The organism is Rhodopseudomonas sp. BAL398, from assembly GCF_033001325.1.
Lineage (GTDB): Bacteria > Pseudomonadota > Alphaproteobacteria > Rhizobiales > Xanthobacteraceae > JARJEH01.
Window position 1 is genome coordinate 2,909,577 of the sequence record NZ_CP133111.1, and the last position, 17,810, is coordinate 2,927,386.

Below are 17,810 nucleotides of genomic sequence, written 5' to 3' on the forward strand. Positions count from 1 at the left end.
TATGGTCAAAGCTTTTGTTCGCAGCATTGCGTTTCTCCCGCTGGCCGCCTCGCTCGGCGGATGCCTGGTCGGTCCTGACTATGCCGGGCCGCCGCTTGCTGCGCCTCTGGCCGAGATCGGCCAGGGCTTTCGACGTCTCGGCTCCAGCGCCCGCGCCCTGGAGCCGTCGGCGGACTGGTGGCGGGCGATCCGCGATCCCCTGCTGACCGAACTGATCGAACGCGCGCTTGCCGACAGCCCCTCGATCCAGATCGTCGAGGCCAGGGTGCGTCAGGCACGGGCGAGTGCCAGGGAACAATACGCCAATCTGCTGCCGAGCGGATCGGTGGCGGGCGCCTATCTGCATAATCGGATTCCGCTCGGAGACGCCCGCCGCGGTCTCGAAAATGTTGCCGGTGGCCAAGCCATCGCTGGCCAGATTCCCGATGGCACCAACCTTGATCTCTACGATGCGAATTTCGATGCAAGCTGGGAGATCGATATCTTCGGCGGTCGCCAACGGGCTGCCGAACAGGCCGTCGCGCAGGCCGACGCCGCGGTCGCGCGGTTTGCCGATGCCCATGTCCAACTCGCGGCGCAGGTGGCCCAGAGCTATGTCGGTTTGCGCGACGCGCAGCATCGGCTTGATCTGACCTTGCAGTCGGTCAAGCTGCAACAGGAAGCCATCGATCTGACCGCTCAGCGCTTGGGCGGCGGCACCACCTCCGACCTTGATCTGGAGCGCCTGCGCACGCAGTTGGCCAGTACGGAGGCGATGGCAGACCCGCTGCGCGCAACTATCGACCAGAACCGCGGGCAGCTCGCGGTGCTGGTTGGGCTGGAGCCAGGCACGCTCGACTCCCAGCTGCGCCGGCCCAGGCCCGTTCCAGTCCCGCCACGCCCCCTCCGCATCGGCGACCCCGCCGGGATGCTGCGGCGGCGACCCGATATCCGCGAAGCCGAACGAAATCTTGCCGCCACCAATGCCCAGATCGGACAGGCGGTAGCCGGCTATTTCCCCCGCGTCACGCTGCTCGGGAATGTCGGCTCATTATCGACCTCCACCGCCGTGTTTGGGACTGCGGGCTCCTTGATCGGCAATGTCGGACCGACGCTGCAGTGGAATGTGCTCGACTTCGGACGGACGCTCGCGCGTATTCGGCAGGCCGAAGCAGGCTCCGACGCCGCTATCGCGCAGTATCAAAACACGGTCCTCACCGCGCTGCAGGACGCTGAATCATCCTTGTCACGATTCGGTCACCAGCGAAACCAGGTGACAAAACTGGCGCGCGCCAGCGCGTCGGCCGACAAAGCCGCCGACTTGATGCGGCAGCGGAACCGCGCCGGTACCGTCAGCGTGATCGATCTGCTTGACGTCGAACGGCAACGGCTCCAGACAGTTCAAAGCCTCGCACAGGCGCAGGCTCAACTTATGAACGATTACATTGCGCTGCAAAAGAGCTTGGGATTGGGATGGTCGGACGCCCCCGTGCTCGAAGTCGCCTCGTCGAAAGTTCCAGATCAATAATTGTCCATGGAAGGACCTCATGAGCCATCCGCCGAAATCGCCCCTTCCAGTTCGGAAGAGTCACGGTGGACGCCCCTCCCTCGAAGCATCTGCCCGTCTCACCGAGCACATCGTCGACAAGGCCACCACGCTTTTTCTTCGCGCCGGCTTCGAGGCGGTCAGCATCGACACCATCGCAGCCGAAGCGGCGATTTCAAAGCGGACGTTTTATACCCGGTTCAGCGGCAAGCCGGATTTATTCACGGCCGTGGTCGTTCGCTTTGTCGAAAAACGCATGGCCAAGATGGACGCCATTTCTGCCGTGGTGGGCCCGCTGCGGCATCAACTCGAAGCGATCGCCTGTGAAATACTTCGGATCGCTTGCGAACCGGACGCCATCGCCCTCGACCGGATCGTCACCGCCGAAGTTGAGCGATTTCCGGAACTTGGCCGCATTCTGTATGATTTCGCGGTGCCACGCGCGGTCGGCACGATAGAGAAAATTCTCAATCAAGCCTGCGCGGACGGCACGCTCGACCGGATCGATACGCATCATGCAGCCGAGCATTTTCTCTACGCGGTGATCGTCGGGCCGATGCGCATGGTGGCGCTCGGCGTAGAAGGCCGCCGCCTGTCAGGCGGCCGGCTCAAGCGATTGCAACAGTCGATCGATCTATTTCTCAACGGCGTTCGCTCGCGCTCCGACTAGTCCAGCCCCCCCATGAGCGCGCGAGCTGACGTCAGCTTGACGCGTTCCTCTCCATACACGTGAAGCAAACTGGTGGGCTCACTCTCAAAGGAACGATTCAACGCCTCGCGCATTTTTGATACGATACCGTACCGTTTCTTATTGGAGATTGCGATGGCAATTGCGACACGCTGCATCCTGATGATCTGTCTGATCGCACCGACCTGGGCCCACGCCGGCTCCACCGAAGCGGAGAAAGAGATTGCCTGCAAAGACGACGCCATGAGGCTTTGCTCCGAGTTCGTTCCGGATCGAGACAAGATCACGCTATGCATGCAAAGACGAATCCCACAACTCACCCCCGCCTGCCGCGCGATCTTTGATGAGGATAAACCGAAGTCAAAATAATCGCGGCGACCTCCGCCGCTTCTATCGGTGCCCGGATTTAAGGTCAGGCAAGAGATGGGCCGGACTTGTGCTTGGGATCGCAGCCACGGTAATCGGAATGACTTGCCGCACCTACAAGTCTCAAGCACCCCCGAAGGCTTGGTAGTCGCATCGCGGGTGCGCCCCCTCTCCGAAATCGTTGGAAAGCCACACAGCATGTTTGTCGAACCGACCGTTTGAGACGGCGCTGGCTACCGCGAGTTCTGGGCTTCGCTGAACTGGGGGAGTTTCGATCCGCCGAATATGGGAGGATCAGTAAGGGAGGCAATGAGGTCCGCTTCAGGCATCATATAATCGATGTTAGATCACAGCCGCAAGTCGATTAAGGTCGTGAAATTCGCCTCCGATGTCATCGCCCAGAGCTGCGCACCACGGAGCCGAAGCCGCCGCGATTGGGGTCAAAGAGTACGTAAGGTCCGAGGCCCTCCGAGCCAGACCGCCTATATCGGTTTCGCTGTCATCGCATGCGACATCAGCGACGAGAGGCTCTCGCAAACACGCGCGCGACTGGCCACGCCTCTCGGCCCGGAAGAGGGCAAGCTCCAGCGACAATGGCTAGCCCGGCATCGCGTCCGGCGAAGGCTTCTACAGCTACAGGCACATCGACTGCCCCATCACAACTCAACAAAGAAGGAGTTCGCCATGCACTATAGCAGCGGAAACTATGAAGCGTTTGTCCGCCCCCGAGAACCGGAGGGCGCGGACAGGAAGACAGCGTGGTTCGTCGGCTCGGGTCTTGCGGGACTTGCTGGCGCGGCCTTCCTCATCCGCGACGGTGGAGTGGCCGGTGAACGCATCACCATCCTCGAAGAGCTGGACATTCCCGGCGGCGCGCTCGATGGCCTCGATGTGCCCGAAAAGGGTTTCGTTATCCGCGGTGGCCGCGAGATGGAGGAGCATTTCGAATGCCTCTGGGATCTCTATCGCTCGATCCCCTCGCTCGAGGTCGAGGATGCGAGTGTGCTGGACGAATTCTACCGGCTCAACAAGGACGATCCGAATTTCTCACTGCAACGCGCGACCCAGAACCAGGGTCAGGACGCACCGGACAAGACGCTGCTGACGCTGAACGACAGGGCGCAAAAGGACCTCCTCTCCGTCTTTCTTGCGACTCGTGAGGAGATGGAGAACAAGCGGATCAACGAGGTCTTCAGCGAGGATTTTCTCAAGAGCAATTTCTGGCTCTACTGGCGAACCATGTTCGCCTTCGAGGAGTGGCATTCCGCGCTAGAGATGAAGCTCTATCTCCACCGCTTCATCCATCATATCGGAAGTCTCGCCGACTTCTCCTCCCTCAAGTTTAATCGCTACAACCAGTATGAATCGATGGTCCTGCCGTTGGTGAAGTGGTTGCAGGATCACGGCGTCCATTTCCGCTACGGCGTCGAGGTTACCGATGTCGATTTCGACATCCAGGCGGAGCGCAAACAAGGTACGCATCCGACCAGGACCCCAGGTAGGCGCGTTCTACCGCCGATGGCTTCTCAGGCGGCAGCGCTGCTCTGCTGTTGGTTGGCCTTCCAATTCCACGGCAGCAGGTCGGCGACCTTGCTGGCGGGATGATCCGGCAGCCGGGCTAGGACATCGGCGAGCCAGGCTTGCGGATCGACGTCGTTCATCTTGCAAGTTTCGATCAGCGCGTAGACGGCAGCAGCGCGGTGACCGCCCGCATCCGAGCCGGCGAAGGTCCAATTTCGTCTTCCGACCGCAACGCCACGCAGAGCTCTTTCGGCAGCATTGTTGGTGAGACAAACGCGGCCATCGTCGAGGAAGCGGGTGAACGCTGCCCAGCGGTTGAGCAGGTAATTGATCGCCTTGGTGGTGTCATTGTTGGACGAGAGCAAAGTGCGCTGCTGGCGCATCCAGATTTCGAGGTCGGTGACGATCGGCGCGGATTTCTCCTGGCGCATGGCAAGCCGTTGCTCCGGTGCTTTGCCGTTGATGGTGCGCTCGATCGCGAACAGTTCGTCGATCCGTCGCACCGCCTCGGCTGCGATCGGCGCCTCTCCGGTTTTCGCCAGGTCGAAGAACTTTCGGCGACCGTGGCTCCAGCACGCCGCTTCCAGAATCGGCGCCGGCTTGCGGCCCGCTTTGTAGAGCTGGTTGTATCCATCAAAGGCATCGGCCTGCATGAGGCCGACATAGCCGGCCAGATGGCGTTGCGGATGTTCGCCAGCCCGGTTGCGTGAGTAATAGAACAAGGCCGCCGGCGGATCGCTGCCGCCAAACGGTCGGTCATCCCGGACGTAGGTCCAAATCCGGCCGGTGACCGTCTTCATTTTCGCCAGCACCGGGACCGTGGTGTCGTCGGCGTGGATGCGTTCCGCGCTCATGACATGGGTCCGGATCGCGTCAATCAGCGGCGCGAGCGCCACCACGCAGGCGCCGACCCGGTCGGCCAGCGTCGAGACATCGATCTCGATCCCTTCGCGGGCAAAAGTCTTGCTCTGACGGTTCAATGGCTGATGCAGCAGGAACTTGTTGACCAGTACCATCGCCAGCAGGCTCGGCCCGGCAAAGCCGCGCGGGATCGGGTGCGAGGGCGCCGGCGCCTCGGTGATCGCCTCGCAGTCCCGGCAGGAGAACTTTTCGCGGACGTGCTCGATGATCTTCCAGCGCCGCGGCTCGCATTCGAGGGTTTTCGACACCACCTCGCCGAGCTTGTGCAGCCGGGCGCTGCCGCACTTGCCGCAGGCACAGGGCGCGGGCTCGACGATCCGTTCGACCGGCAGATTGTCCGGCAGCGGGCGTCGGGGCGGGCGTGGAGCCTGTGCACGCTTCTCCTTGGCGGCCTCTGGCGCGGCAATCTCAGCCTTGGTCGCCTGTTCGGCCTGCGTCTCTTCGAGGTCCTCGATCGCAAGCTCAAGCTGCTCGATCAGCAGCTTGCCGCGTTCAGAGGATTGCCCGAACTGCTCGCGCCGCGCCTTGGCCAGCATCAGCTTCAGCCGCTCGATCTCCAACCGGCCGACGGTGACTTCGCTCTTGGCTAATGTCAGTTGCTCGCGCTGCGCAAGGATCATCGCATGCGCGGCGGCGAGATCATCGGGAAGTGGTTCGAGCTGCGTCGTCACAACGGCAATTCAACCACAGCCGCTTTTGGAAGTCGCGCCCGTTCCACCCCTTGAGTCAAATAGTCACAGCTAACTACCCAGTTGCTTGTGGACGCCAGGTTTCCCGCGGCATCCGCCAATCGATCCCCGACAACAAATACGACAGCTGCGCAACGCTGATCGTGACCACGCCATCTGACAGCGACGGCCACAGAAAACGGCCGCGCTCCAGCCGCTTCGTGAACAGACACGCGCCCTGGCCATCATGCCAAATGATTTTGATCAGATCGCCGCGGCGGCCTCTAAAAACGTAAAGATCGCCAACATGCGGATCACGTTGCAGGCTTTCCTGAACAAGCCGCGCAAGGCTCGGGAATCCGCGCCGCATGTCGGTGTGGCCAGTCGCGAGCCACACCCGGACGTTGCCAGGGATCGCAATCATCGGCGCTCCAGCACGTCGAGAACCCGCGCCAGCGCCTCTGGGTCGACCTGCGCATCGACCCGAACCCGTCGCCGGTTGCCAAGATCGATCTCGATCATTCCGTGCCTGGCTGGCGGCACCGGCCTCATCCGGCGATCGTCTTCGGATGGCGGCTTCGTATTGTCCTCGCCCGTCACCGTAGCGGCGATCTGCACCGGTGCAAAGCAGGGACCGACGCGCTCGGTTGTGCGTGCCTGCCGGCGCCAGGTGAACACCACGCTGGCCGCAACGCCATTGCGCCGCGCAACCTCCGTCACCTTCGCCCCTGGCGCAAGCGTCTCTTCGACGATCCGCGCCTTGTCATCCGGTGACCACCGCCGCCGCCGTTCCAACCCGCCCAAAACCTCGACCCGCATCGCTTGATGACCTTAAAGCTAGACTTAAGGTCACACGCTTCGCGAATTACCCTGCGTCAGGCAAGGCGGCGCTCGTCGGATGCGTACCAAACAAGCGACGCGGATTCACTGGACCGAAAAGGGCATCGAAGGAGGCGTCGATCTTGGCCGCGACGATCTCGTATTCATCACCATCGGATCGCTGACCGAGAATTCTGACAATGGCGATCACCATACCCCGGCAAAACTCAGGGATGGCCCCGCACCGGCCTGGGATCTGTGGCGCCGCATCGCCGCCAAGGATCCCGCCTTCGGCCGCCCCGATGTGTTCGGCGCCCATATCGCGGAAACCAAATGGGCGTCGGCGACCATCACCGCACTCGACCAGCGCATTCCGCAGTACGTCGAGAAAATTGCGAAACGCAATCCGTTTACGGGCAAGATCGTCACCGGCGGTATCGTCACGGTGAAGGACTCAAGCTGGCTCATGAGTTGGGCGGTCCATCGCCAGCCGCATTTTAAGAAGCAGCCGAAGGACCAGATGATTGCCTGGCTCTATGCGCTGTTCGTCGACGGGCCCGGTGACTATGTTAAGAAGCCGATGCAGGACTGCACCGGAGAGGAGATCACCCAGGAGTGGCTCTATCACCTCGGCGTGCCGGTCGAGGATATCCCTGAACTCGCCGCGGCGGGCGCGAACACCGTGCCGGTGATGATGCCCTATATCACCGCCTTCTTCATGCCGCGCCAGGCGGGCGACCGGCCGGACGTGGTTCCTGAGGGCACCGTCAACTTCGCCTTCATCGGCCAGTTCGCCGAGTCGAAGCAGCGCGACTGCATCTTCACGACGGAATACTCGGTGCGCACGCCGATGGAGGCGGTCTACGCGCTCATGAATGTCGAACGCGGCGTACCGGAAGTGTTCAACTCGACCTACGACATCCGCACACTGCTGGCGGCGATCGGACCGCTCAGGGATGGCAAGGGCATCGATCTTCCCGGACCGTCCTTCCTGCACAAACTGCTGATGAAGAAGCTCGAGGGGACAGAGATCGCGGAACTGCTCAAGGAGTTTCACCTGATCTCGGAATGAGAAAAGAGCCAACAAGCCGCTGGTGCAGCGGAAGGTGATGGATGGCCGACAACGATAAGAAGAGCAGACCCGCCGCTGGAGACACGGGGGCATGGCCATCATCACCCATCGGCTGGAAGGCGAAGCGCCATCGAGCCCCCACACTCGCGATCCGGTTTGCGGCATCATGGGTCGCGACTTACGCCGGCTCTGCAGTCCGGAGACATTTGAGCCGCCCAGCGAGAAGAGGCCGCCGCGGCGAAAAGGCTCCTTTCCGAACGGGCCGTCGTCTATGTCGTCCGGCCGCATCGATCGCAGATCGCACGTCGCTATCTCAACCAGGTCACCCGCGCCAAGAGGCACCGCCCCAACGACCCGCCTCGCCTCGGTGCGGTTCTTCCAGCGGACGTCATAGACCCGCTCAGGTCTCGAACGGAGCACCTGCACGAGTTCAATACGGATCAAGACCGCCGCGCCGTCGATGATCTCGATCCGACCCGGTTCCCAGCCTATAGCAACTGCGGTCAGATCCGCGATACGGATGGCGCGATCGGTGCAATGACGCAGGCGGTTGAGCGCAGCGACTCGGGAGGATAGGAAGGAGGCGTGGCTGCCTTCGATCTCGTTAGCGGGTCATACACCAGTCCCCTCCGGAACCAGCTATTCGAAAAGCATCATTAACCAGCCTCCTCCAAAGATATGAAGGGCTCATTCCGAGCCTACAATTTACCTGGGTGACACCGTGCGGGAACATATGAGTCTATTTCTCACGGCCCAGCTCGATTTCATCTTCTTCTTCTATGGCCTTGCTCTTATTCTGCTCGGTACAGTGTGCTTTTCGGTTGCCCGGGGCGCCGAAGCCAGGACTAACAGGATCGATCTGCTGGGATGGTTCGGCGTGTTCCACGGTGGCAGCGAATGGCTCGATCTGAGCGCGCTGGTCATCGACGACGCTCCCAGTTTTCAGGCGCTGCGTACCGCGGCAATGACGGTCTCATACCTGTTTCTGCTGGAGTTTTCGCGCCTCGCAGCAATCCGGCTGGGCGCCAAGTTACCGGGCCGTTCGGTCTATATCCCATTTCTGACGACGATTGCAGTTATTGGCGTTGTCCATGGCCAGGTCAGTGCCAATATCGCAGCGCGGTATGCGATGGGATTCGTTGGGGCAATCGGCACCTGTGCCGTCCTGACAATCCACGCGCGAACACTCAAAATCGTATCGCGGCCGCTGGTGTTGTGCGCCGCATTATGCTTCGGCCTCTATGGTATTGCGGCCGGACTCATCGTTCCAGCGGGAGACTTCTGGCCCGCAAGCGCGCTCAACCAGATCTGGTTCATGAAGTTGACCGGCGTGCCGATTCAGTTGGTGCGGGGACTTTTGGCGGCCGCATTGGCCGTGACATTGTGGTCGGTCTGGGGCCGATTGCTCGCTGTCACCGTCGACTCGATGTTTTACACTACCTATCTGCGCCGGCATTTTTTCACGACGCTGGCGGCGCTGGCAGTGGTCTTCGTCGGCGGCTGGGCGCTTACGGACTTCCTGGGCAGGATCTACAAGGACAACATTGAAGCTGAGGCACAAGGGGATCTCAACCTACTTCTCGCCAGGCTCAGCGGCGAGACTGCCACGGTGGAGGCAATGGTGAAGGCACTGTCGGGCTCCCATGCCGTGCTGTCATTGCTCACCGACGACAGTCGCGCCGTTCGAGCCCAGACCGTGCTCGGCCGCAATGTCGATGCCTCGGGCGCCACGCTCGGACAGATCCTGGACGCGTCGGGATCAGTCGTTGCGTCGTCCGATGACCGCGAACTGAAATCATTGGGTGCGCCGAATGCGGCCGCCGCATCGTATTTCCAAGCCGCCATAGCCGGCGGGGAAGGTCGTCAGTTTGTGAAGGACGCGGAGACCGGTCTGGCGGGCTATGTGGCAAGTTATCCGATCCGCCGAGAGAATGGTGAGGTTATCGGCGTCGCAATGCTGAAGAAGTCGTTCGACAAGCTGAATGCCAGCTTGCAGAGCTTCGATCGGCCGTTCTTTTTCGTCGATGGCGATGGCGCGGTGATGTTGAGCAACCGCCCGAATACCCTGGACCGCTCGCTGTGGCCGGTCCGTACCCGCGTGACGCTTGCCGAGCAATTCGGAGCTTCTGGCGGACCGCCAATGCTCGCGAGTGAGATCACGACGGCCGCCTGGACCACGTTCGACGGCCGCCGCGGCTATGTGTTGCGGGGCGCTATCCCACAGAGTGACTGGTCGATGCTGATCGTCAGTCCGCTGGCCGGCATGTTTGCAAGCCGTTTCCTTGGCATCGTTATCACTTTGCAATTGGCGCTCAGCACATTGTTCCACTTCCTTGGCAAGCAACACGGTGTTCGAGAGAGTTTGCAGATGCAACGCCGCGCAGACTTGCAGGTGCTTGCCGACAATCTTGAGGTCAAGGCTACTACCGACCCGCTCACCGGGCTGTTCAACCGCGCAAAATTCGATCTTGTCCTCGGTCATGAGTTAATCCGGGCGGAGCGCTACGGGACCCAGCTCGCGCTGATCGTCTATGACATTGATCACTTCAAGGAGGTTAATGATGTCCACGGCCATCAGGCCGGCGATCGTGTTCTTGTCCAGTTGTCTGAGATTGTCTCATGCGAGATTCGCAAGACAGACCTCCTCGCTCGTTGGGGTGGAGAGGAATTCGTCGTTGTGCTGCCCGCCACCGATGGCATGACGGCCTGTCTCGTAGCCGACAAGCTGGGTCGTGCGATTGCACAGGCAACCTTCGACCTCGTCGGGACCATCACCTGTAGCTTCGGCGTCAGCGACTTTGTTGTTGGCGACTCAGTGGAGACCCTCCTAGCTCGAACGGACAACGCGCTGTACCGCGCCAAGATAAATGGTCGCAACCGGGTCGAGTTTGCCCCTGCGTCTTCGAATCTGGCGCCGACGCTTGAGCTGCGATGAAGATGAGCCGTAGCCCGCAATGAGAGCCGTTGAATGATTCCAGAGATCATTCAGATCTCTGCCGCACCTCGAGCCGTGCAGGGGCCCTTCGATCCAACGCTGCAGCAATTTGGACTTGATCGGGCATTCGAGCAGCGTCAGGATCGTATCGGCACGCGCGCAGACTACACACTCGCTTGAGAATATCAGGTCGCAACCAGACGACTGTCTCTGACGGCCGCTAACGGTCGCGAACGGCTCCGGATCCCCCCAAGATCGCCGCGCCAGCTCCGTACAGCCGTTCAAATCACTATGGCTGGAATCGATGGCATGGCGACGCAAGCGCGCGGACGGACGCCTAATGCGGTGCGGATGGGAATGCCGGTGGCGAGGATCGGCAGTCCTCGTTCTGTTCCGCCACAAGCAATCGAAGGAGCACCAAGAGGACCCGGCGCTGCTCCTCGTCGGTGCTCTCTGACAGGAGACGCCGATAGAGCTTCATATTCTCGTCACGGATCAAATCTTCCACGATCCGATCTCCCTCGCGGGTGTCGTCGATCATCGCGCACAGACTTTCGCCCTATTCGAATACCTTGTCGATATCAAAAGTTCACGGAGCCACAAGAGCATCCCCGCAGCCTGCTGACCTATTGTTAATTTTTTGGAGAGTGAGCTGTTTGAGACATCTTTTGGGGAAGTTGGCGATCCAATACTGTTCCATCGTCAGCCGGCCATTGGCATCAACTGGCGATGGAAGCTCGAACCTTCCGCCTCGTCAAGAGGATTTAAAAATGCTTCAAACGCTTGCGTCCGTCAAAGCGGATGACATTCAGTTTGTTGTCGTCCACTATTGTCCAAACTGCGAAGCTCCGAGAGTGATGGGACTCAACAAAATCCGGACGGCCATATTCGGCCGGCAGGATGTCCTCACCTTCAAGTGCGAAACCTGTGGAACTGAACTGATCGACCGAATAAGTTCAACTTCCGTGGACTTGATCAAGGGACCCTACAACGTCACCGACGAGGAATGGCTGAGCCATTGCCGATTTGCGCTCGCTACAGAACCTCAGCGAGGAATCGGAACCTGAAAAGCGGCTTGCCGCTCTCGTCGGTCACTTCGAGTTTCCACTCCGGCTTGGCGTCTGTGAAGATGTCACGACTTAGATCGCGACAGAGGAAACACGCTTCCCTCCACGCAGCTCGTTCGTCGGGAAGATCAATCTCCTGCCCCAACGAGTCTGTATCTTCGTCATGGAATATGCGGAAGCGATAGACGGACATTGAAGCACCTATGACAATGGCGTGGCGTCTGTCTGTCTGTCGGAATTCCGACTTAAGAATCCTCTACGCCGACTTCTGACAGACGTAGCCATTCCGCCACCATTTCTCGCAGAATGACGCGCGACTCCCGATCGGTAGATTCCTTCGCCAATTTCAAACAATGCTCGGCGTAGTCCACATACTCATCATTATTGACTGATTGAGTGTCCACGGTGTCGATGGTGGCCATAGCCGATTCTCTAGAGCGATCACTGACCAGATGGCCAAACTTACGATGCGTCGTTGACCAAGATAAAAAGGATACAAATAGCCGGTAGAACTACCGGCGAAGTTATTGAAGGATGACGCCACTGAAATGACTCGCTATCGCGCCATCCGCTGAATAGTCTGCTCCGTCACCACGCGTGCCCTTGGCTGTTATCGGTGACAGAGAGCATGGTAGCGCCCTCGCCTCGACCAAGGTTCTGCTCGTGTCGAACTCCCCAACTGATCGCCCGAACTGCTCGGTCTGCAATTCACTATTGGAGCTGGTTCGCATCGAGTCAGCTAAGCGAGGATTTGATGTCTGGACCTTTGATTGCCAGAAGTGCGGCAACAGCGAGCAATTCATAGCTGCCAGCGGCATCACCTCGCCTTGGGATCACGAGAGGGACTGATGCGGTGGAACTACTCAGAACAGCGACCAGTCCCCGTTGCAAGAAGTGCGAAGCCGAGATGGTTTTTGTCGGTAAGCTTGCCGCTATTCGGAATTGCCCCGAAATCCGGGTTTACCGTTGCTACACTTGCAACGTGGTCCTCTCCGAAGAGATTTGAGCGGGCCGGCACTGGCGACGATATGAGAGCAGGAAGCTTCGCTAAGAAATCGGAAGAAGATCGAAGAGCATGAGCAACGGTCTCGCAGCAGGGCAACTGACAATCAGCTTTGCAATGCATACCGGGGATAGAGTAGACTGCGGATCGCGTCCGCGGATGCCACGTCAGGGGCGAAAGCCCGTAGGGTGAAGACCAGCAAAGCGGGCTTCAGTGGAGCGGACGGCCCGGCCCGGCCCGGAGGGCGACGCCCAGCGGCTTCAGATCGGAAGGGTCACGCCATCAAACTTCCGCATTTCTGAACTTGCTCCGCCGCCGCAAATATGACGGTCATTGCCCTGTCGTGATCGATAGGCCGCTGGCAGAGAGCTTGCGGCGCAACTTGCCAATAAATCCAAGGCTCTCATTTCCGGGTCCTTTCCTCGGCACGATCATCGCACATCGTTCAGCATTTAGGCGACATATGCCTATCGATGACCGCGTATTAGCGCACACCGACGAGTACCTCGCTCTATTTGCTTGGCACAGGCAGGTTTCTTGTCCCGTGGCATGCATGATAATCTAAGTGGCACTGATTATTGTTGCTCCGCCTATCGCATGTATTACTCGCGTCTCAGTGGTTGCTGCAATTGTATTTGGTGATGTCCAGAAGGGGCGGGAGGTATGCGATCAAGGACGCAGGTCTTCTTTCCAACTCCACCGATCTTGCGAACACTCGAATCGCGTCGCAAGCGATTATCAACTGCCGGTGGTGTTCCGGCGCTTCGCGGACTTGAATCGATGGACGCAGGGCTTTGGCAGAAATCAGAACGCCCGCTGATCCTCGACCATGGGAGTTCAAATTGCTCTTCGCGCAGCTCGCACTAGGCTAACTATGCGCGGGGAAATATTGCAGTAAAAACGGTGCCGTCCTTCTCTGACGATGTGACCTTTATGGTTCCACCGTGCGCGCTGACAATCTCTTTTGTGATATAGAGTCCCAATCCTAAATTGTTCGACTGAAGGTGCGCTTGTTCACCCACCGCACTCCGTACCAGAGCGTCGAATATTCCCACCATTGCACCTGGAGAAATTGGTACCCCGTCGTTGTGAACCGAGACAATGACATCATCAGCTTCGCCTTTGATGGCGACGTTGATTGGCAGATCCTTGAAACCGTACTGTACGGCGTTGCCCAGCAAATTCGAAAAGACCTGGCCGATTCGCGGTCTGTCCCATTGTCCTTCCGTATTGCCCGACGCGTTGACTGTGAATGCGCACTCCGGATGAGCAGCTCGCATTTCGTCCACGAGAAGCCGGGCAACGAACGCCATATCCATCTTCTTCCGAATTACTTTCAGGCCGGACCCGAGGCGGGCCCGCGTCAGGTCCAGCAGTTGATTGAGAATTTCCATGGCACGGGCCGAGCTTAAGGAAATCTGTGAGACCAGCATCGTCTGGCGTTCGCTGAGCGAGCCTATCCGCCCGATCAACTCGGCCGACATTGTCATTGCGCCAATCGGGTTGCGGAGATCGTGGCCCAGTATGCCTAGAAAGAGATTGCGTGAGTGCTCGACCTTCGAGGAGTAATAGCTAATGGACTCCGTCAACTCCTGGTCGATGGCCTCGTTGAACCGCGTCAAATCAACGATATCCTGCGGAGTTGTCTCGGAAGCCTCCGCGCCCCAAAGCTTTACAACGCTCGCGCGTAGCGCGCGGTACTCCGAGACCATCTGATCCATATTGAACCCGCCGGCCTGTCGGAGTGCGGCGTGAACTTCTGCAACGCTGTCCTTGGAATGCTTCGCCTTCTCGCCATGCGATTTCCTAATCTGCTCGGCCTCCGTCTGCGGGCTGTCGATGTCATCCGCAATGAACTCCAGAATGAAGTTGATGTGATTGCGAAGTGAAAGGGGGCTAGTCGCTTCTGAAGCCGGGTTCAGCGTCCCAGCAAAGGTCTCCCATTCGGCAATGATGGGTTCAGGGTTTTCTCGGATGAATTCGGACAGGCGCATGATCATCTCTCACAAGTTGCAGATCAGACGAGTTAGCTGCATCGTCTGGCGTCAGATTGGGCGATTGTTATGATTCAGCGCGGCAAGGATCGGAGTGCGACGCAACCTTTGCGATATATGTTTCGGATGAAGCGGCAAATGGGAGGGATGACATGGTGCACTCTGCGAAGGCGGGAGAACTACCCAACTCTCGGTCACCGCCAATGCCCCTAAGGAAGTCCGGGGATACAAATAAACACCCGGAGATGCGTCCGGTTCCGTTTATTACGAAGTGATGTGAAAGGTCCAGTGGATCAGGTGACCTCATTTGGGAATCCTTCGCATACAAGGGGATTGGGTCCCGTCGAAGATTAGCGCATCGCGGTGACGTTAGACCACGTTGCACGCAGCCGTTGGATCGTCGGCACGTCGAGGCTATCGACCACGACATTAAGAAGATCGCTCGGCATCAACGGTGGGCCTCGGCAATCACTGCGACTTTGTCGCCCCGCTCGTACCAGTCCTCGTTCGGTTCACGATCCAGACGACGTTAAGCATCACCGGGACCTCGATCAGCACATCGACGACAGGGGCAAGCGCAGCCCCCGAGTGGAAGCCGAACAGGCCGATGGCGGCGGCCACCGCCAACTCGAAAGAGACGCGCCGATCGGCGCCGAGGGGCCGGCGACGCAATGCTGCTCGCCTGCAATGCGATTGAGAATATAGGCCAGCCCGGCATTGATATAGACCTGGATCAGGATCGGCATGGCGAGAAGCGTGATCGCCAGCGATCGGATGGCCATGGTCTTGCCCGCTCGACGGTCGCCCGATTTGACTTGAACGGCGGGTCGGTCGGCTGATCCGCTTCCGTTCTGTCAGGCGCGGTCGCGTTGCCGTGCCGCGGCCCCGATCACCCGGTCAGCTCGCGCTCCCACCCGCTGAGCTTCCGGTCGGCTCCGGGTCGGCCACATCCGCCCCCAAGGTCGCGCCCCGGGAGAGCGAACGAACATCTAGACACCGCTGCGGCCCGCGAGACAATTCTAGGTTGCAAGCTTCATACGGACACATCGACCCGACTTTTCGATGTTTGAGCATTCTGACTGCGCGCCTGCTGAAGCGCCGAATCATACTTGCCGTCGCTGAACAGCGTGATCTTGCTGATGTCGGTCACGTAGGAGCCATCCGTCGTGGAACTCCACGTTCCTTCGGCATTGTGGATCGCCTGCACTTGCATGTTCACGACCGGATCGCCGCTATCGACGTTGGCAGGCTTCTGCCCGGCGCGAGCCTGAGCGAAGGCCGATTCGTAACCGGTCTGAGCGATGGCGCGATTGACGCGCCAATTGTCGCTGGCCTTTTCTTCCGGACTGGCAGCATCAAGGAAACGGACACCAGCGAGGTACTCCTTGGCAGGGTCGCTGTGATTAAATGGGTTAGCGAGTCCCATGGCATCAGACAGTTGCTGTGACATGATGCTCTGGGCTTGTTTCTGCTCATCCTGCGTGAACAAGCTGCTGTTGTTGCTGGCGATGGCATAGAGCGAGCGTCGGTCAAGTCCTGCGAATGCGTCATCGACATCCTGCTAGTTAGCCGTGCTGATATCATACGATCGACCATTCGCCTTCATCTTTGCGGCGTTGGCGCTCAGCGTCGCACGTGCATCGACAATCACATCCGCGAACCTCTTTGTCGTAGCACCGGAGGGCTTAGCGACCACAGAGACGTCTGTGGACAGTGATAGCACCGTTGCCGGCGCCGCAGCACTGCTAGACGACGCCGATGAACCAGGCGCCTGCGACGAGTTCGAATTGGTCGGTTTTGCATCACTCTTGGCCAGGGATACGTAACTGTTGAGTGAATTACCCATTGCGCCAATGCTGGACATCTTGTTAGTCTCGTTTGAAGTTCGCGCCCGTGCTGGTGATCCAAACACGGACTGAAGCACTGGCCGGGCGACAGTTGCGAACGGACGTGTTGTAGCTCAATGAATTTACTGCCGCTCGTGATCTACCACGTGATGTAGACGTCACCACGATCTGCCGTCCACGCAGCGATGGCAGTTCCTTGATCGATGGCGACCTTTGTAGCTCCAGTCGGATGCTGATCAGTTGCGACACCCCCGCCTTGTAGGCCGCCGGGAACTCCGCTGTAGGTCACGGTCGAATGAAAATTGAGGTCAGGAATATCGGAGGCTTTCTGGAATTTGAGAGTACCGGTGTTGACTGCGTCCCTCAAAGCCTGGCCGACTTCTGGCTGTAAACCCTGTTTGTCGTATGCATCTGCCTGCTGCAAGAACGAGCCTTTGAGTTCTGTCGTAAGATCGGCATCCGATATCGAGGCATCGCCATATTTCGAGCCAGCCTCCCACGTCGTCTTGTCAGACGTCTGCGGCTGCGCAATCAGCTTGTCGAAAAGCGAAGATCCATCGTCCGATTTCGGCTTCGAGGCGGGGTTCTTACTGCCGGAGCTCTGCAGGGATTGCACCAGATCGGAGAGCTTTCCGGCTGCGACCTGCTCCGTCTTGGCACGCGCTAACGTCTGCTTAGCGTGGTCGGAAAGATCGACGATATCGACCGGATTGCCGCTGGCCGATGACGTGGCCTGATCTGCCTTCGCTGCGCCTGCCGACGTGCCGCCAGCGATGGCGGCAGATGCCGCATTGCTCAAGAGCGAAGCCACGGCACTGGTTGCGGATGAATTCACAGCAGCGATGGCGCTCATGGTCATCTTCCTTTTCGGTCGCCGTCCAACGGTTGCAAAGCAGCCAACATTCAGCGTTCGGTTGAGACGAAGCTGCGCCGCTTGTGTGAGCAATTCGTTAAGTCGCTCGAAAGGAGTTCGCCAAATCGGACGTTCTAAGAGATCGCCCGTTGACCGTCGTGGTGCACAGCGTGTGCCGTACCGTTCGGTGAGATCGGCGGATTGTCCAGACAATTCGAGATCGCAGCCAGCTGGCCTGGCGCCCGCCCCGGGCGTCCGGATCGCCGGTACTAGGCAACCCGGCCCATTGTCTCACCTGGACGTTGCGCAACACTCAGGGGACAGCAAGGAGATCGAGAAGCAACATGGGAGCCCAAATCCGCGGACATTGCGCACCCATTGAAGTTCCGGCGCGTGGCTCCCGAAGACTCGTCATGATCGGGAGTCAGGTGTCCATCTTCGCCGTTCTCCCGGCGCAAGAATGCCGTCTATGGCAACGATATCAGGACGGGTCTGCAGACATGTCCTGCTATTTCGGAAGGTATGGTTGCA

14 protein-coding genes and 3 pseudogenes are annotated in these 17,810 nt (G+C 59.3%); 7 read left to right on the forward strand and 10 right to left on the reverse strand.

All coding sequences use genetic code 11. The annotated features are described in order from the left end of the window. The first annotated feature begins 1 nt into the window (after position 1). The 4 genes and pseudogenes from RBJ75_RS13770 to RBJ75_RS13785 form a co-directional block, all read left to right on the forward strand. A complete protein-coding gene (locus tag RBJ75_RS13770; protein ID WP_044405762.1) occupies positions 2 to 1,507 on the forward strand; it encodes an efflux transporter outer membrane subunit in 1,506 nt (501 codons plus the stop codon). A gap of 19 nt (positions 1,508 to 1,526) precedes the next feature. Beyond that, positions 1,527 to 2,195 carry a TetR/AcrR family transcriptional regulator gene (locus RBJ75_RS13775; protein ID WP_044405764.1) on the forward strand — a complete coding sequence of 223 codons (669 nt, stop codon included), beginning with the start codon at positions 1,527 to 1,529 and terminating at the stop codon, positions 2,193 to 2,195. Positions 2,196 to 2,348: 153 nt separating this feature from the next. Then, the gene (locus RBJ75_RS13780; protein ID WP_080900865.1) at positions 2,349 to 2,582 is read left to right on the forward strand and encodes a hypothetical protein; all 234 of its coding nucleotides are present in this window, start codon (positions 2,349 to 2,351) and stop codon (positions 2,580 to 2,582) included. A 681-nt stretch (positions 2,583 to 3,263) separates the two neighbouring features. Beyond that, positions 3,264 to 4,058: pseudogene (locus RBJ75_RS13785) on the forward strand (oleate hydratase); the annotation flags it as partial. Between the two features lie 47 nt (positions 4,059 to 4,105). Here RBJ75_RS13785 and tnpC read toward each other — a convergent pair. From tnpC to tnpA, 3 genes are all read right to left on the reverse strand, one after another. Then, positions 4,106 to 5,641, reverse strand: a complete 1,536-nt coding sequence (gene tnpC, locus RBJ75_RS13790) for an IS66 family transposase (RefSeq protein WP_276156906.1) — start codon at positions 5,639 to 5,641, stop codon at positions 4,106 to 4,108. Positions 5,642 to 5,765: 124 nt separating this feature from the next. Then, positions 5,766 to 6,113: an IS66 family insertion sequence element accessory protein TnpB gene (tnpB, locus tag RBJ75_RS13795; RefSeq protein ID WP_044417912.1), complete on the reverse strand. Its 348-nt coding sequence runs from the start codon at positions 6,111 to 6,113 to the stop codon at positions 5,766 to 5,768. Beyond that, positions 6,110 to 6,508 carry an IS66-like element accessory protein TnpA gene (tnpA, locus tag RBJ75_RS13800; protein ID WP_044417910.1) on the reverse strand — a complete coding sequence of 133 codons (399 nt, stop codon included), beginning with the start codon at positions 6,506 to 6,508 and terminating at the stop codon, positions 6,110 to 6,112. Before tnpA ends, tnpB begins: the two co-directional genes overlap by 4 nt. A gap of 88 nt (positions 6,509 to 6,596) precedes the next feature. Between tnpA and RBJ75_RS13805 the strand changes: the two are divergent. The 3 genes and pseudogenes from RBJ75_RS13805 to RBJ75_RS13815 form a co-directional block, all read left to right on the forward strand. Further along, positions 6,597 to 7,580 (forward strand): annotated as a pseudogene (locus tag RBJ75_RS13805) (oleate hydratase); the annotation flags it as partial. A 733-nt stretch (positions 7,581 to 8,313) separates the two neighbouring features. After that, on the forward strand, positions 8,314 to 10,515 hold the full coding sequence (locus tag RBJ75_RS13810) for a sensor domain-containing diguanylate cyclase (RefSeq protein WP_276156467.1): 2,202 nt from the start codon (positions 8,314 to 8,316) through the stop codon (positions 10,513 to 10,515). A 33-nt stretch (positions 10,516 to 10,548) separates the two neighbouring features. Continuing rightward, entirely contained in the window at positions 10,549 to 10,695 is a 147-nt protein-coding gene (locus tag RBJ75_RS13815) for a hypothetical protein (RefSeq protein ID WP_160297894.1), read from the forward strand. Positions 10,696 to 10,852: 157 nt separating this feature from the next. Here the strand turns inward: RBJ75_RS13815 and RBJ75_RS13820 are convergent, their stop codons facing one another. From RBJ75_RS13820 to RBJ75_RS13850, 7 genes and pseudogenes are all read right to left on the reverse strand, one after another. Further along, a complete protein-coding gene (locus RBJ75_RS13820) occupies positions 10,853 to 11,056 on the reverse strand; it encodes a hypothetical protein (protein ID WP_044404935.1) in 204 nt (67 codons plus the stop codon). Between the two features lie 494 nt (positions 11,057 to 11,550). Continuing rightward, positions 11,551 to 11,775 carry a DUF6894 family protein gene (locus tag RBJ75_RS13825; RefSeq protein WP_044404938.1) on the reverse strand — a complete coding sequence of 75 codons (225 nt, stop codon included), beginning with the start codon at positions 11,773 to 11,775 and terminating at the stop codon, positions 11,551 to 11,553. Between the two features lie 52 nt (positions 11,776 to 11,827). Continuing rightward, entirely contained in the window at positions 11,828 to 12,004 is a 177-nt protein-coding gene (locus RBJ75_RS13830; protein WP_160297895.1) for a hypothetical protein, read from the reverse strand. A gap of 1,453 nt (positions 12,005 to 13,457) precedes the next feature. Next, on the reverse strand, positions 13,458 to 14,579 hold the full coding sequence (locus tag RBJ75_RS13835) for a sensor histidine kinase (protein WP_044404949.1): 1,122 nt from the start codon (positions 14,577 to 14,579) through the stop codon (positions 13,458 to 13,460). A gap of 448 nt (positions 14,580 to 15,027) precedes the next feature. Further along, positions 15,028 to 15,340, reverse strand: a pseudogene (locus RBJ75_RS13840) (arsenic resistance protein); the annotation flags it as partial. 272 nt (positions 15,341 to 15,612) lie between these two features. Continuing rightward, the gene (locus tag RBJ75_RS13845; RefSeq protein ID WP_044404943.1) at positions 15,613 to 16,068 is read right to left on the reverse strand and encodes a hypothetical protein; all 456 of its coding nucleotides are present in this window, start codon (positions 16,066 to 16,068) and stop codon (positions 15,613 to 15,615) included. 497 nt (positions 16,069 to 16,565) lie between these two features. Next, positions 16,566 to 17,279: a hypothetical protein gene (locus RBJ75_RS13850; protein WP_044404952.1), complete on the reverse strand. Its 714-nt coding sequence runs from the start codon at positions 17,277 to 17,279 to the stop codon at positions 16,566 to 16,568. Between the last annotated feature and the right edge of the window lie 531 nt (positions 17,280 to 17,810).

Coding starts and splice junctions, on each gene's coding strand:
- RBJ75_RS13850 (WP_044404952.1), bottom strand. CDS start 17,279: ATGAGCGCCATCGCTGCTGTGAATTCATCCGCAACCAGTGCCGTGGCT.
- RBJ75_RS13775 (WP_044405764.1), top strand. CDS start 1,527: ATGAGCCATCCGCCGAAATCGCCCCTTCCAGTTCGGAAGAGTCACGGT.
- RBJ75_RS13830 (WP_160297895.1), bottom strand. CDS start 12,004: ATGGCCACCATCGACACCGTGGACACTCAATCAGTCAATAATGATGAG.
- RBJ75_RS13815 (WP_160297894.1), top strand. CDS start 10,549: ATGATTCCAGAGATCATTCAGATCTCTGCCGCACCTCGAGCCGTGCAG.
- RBJ75_RS13835 (WP_044404949.1), bottom strand. CDS start 14,579: ATGCGCCTGTCCGAATTCATCCGAGAAAACCCTGAACCCATCATTGCC.
- tnpC (WP_276156906.1), bottom strand. CDS start 5,641: ATGATCCTTGCGCAGCGCGAGCAACTGACATTAGCCAAGAGCGAAGTC.
- RBJ75_RS13820 (WP_044404935.1), bottom strand. CDS start 11,056: ATGATCGACGACACCCGCGAGGGAGATCGGATCGTGGAAGATTTGATC.
- RBJ75_RS13825 (WP_044404938.1), bottom strand. CDS start 11,775: ATGTCCGTCTATCGCTTCCGCATATTCCATGACGAAGATACAGACTCG.
- RBJ75_RS13770 (WP_044405762.1), top strand. CDS start 2: ATGGTCAAAGCTTTTGTTCGCAGCATTGCGTTTCTCCCGCTGGCCGCC.
- tnpA (WP_044417910.1), bottom strand. CDS start 6,508: ATGCGGGTCGAGGTTTTGGGCGGGTTGGAACGGCGGCGGCGGTGGTCA.
- RBJ75_RS13810 (WP_276156467.1), top strand. CDS start 8,314: ATGAGTCTATTTCTCACGGCCCAGCTCGATTTCATCTTCTTCTTCTAT.
- RBJ75_RS13780 (WP_080900865.1), top strand. CDS start 2,349: ATGGCAATTGCGACACGCTGCATCCTGATGATCTGTCTGATCGCACCG.
- tnpB (WP_044417912.1), bottom strand. CDS start 6,113: ATGATTGCGATCCCTGGCAACGTCCGGGTGTGGCTCGCGACTGGCCAC.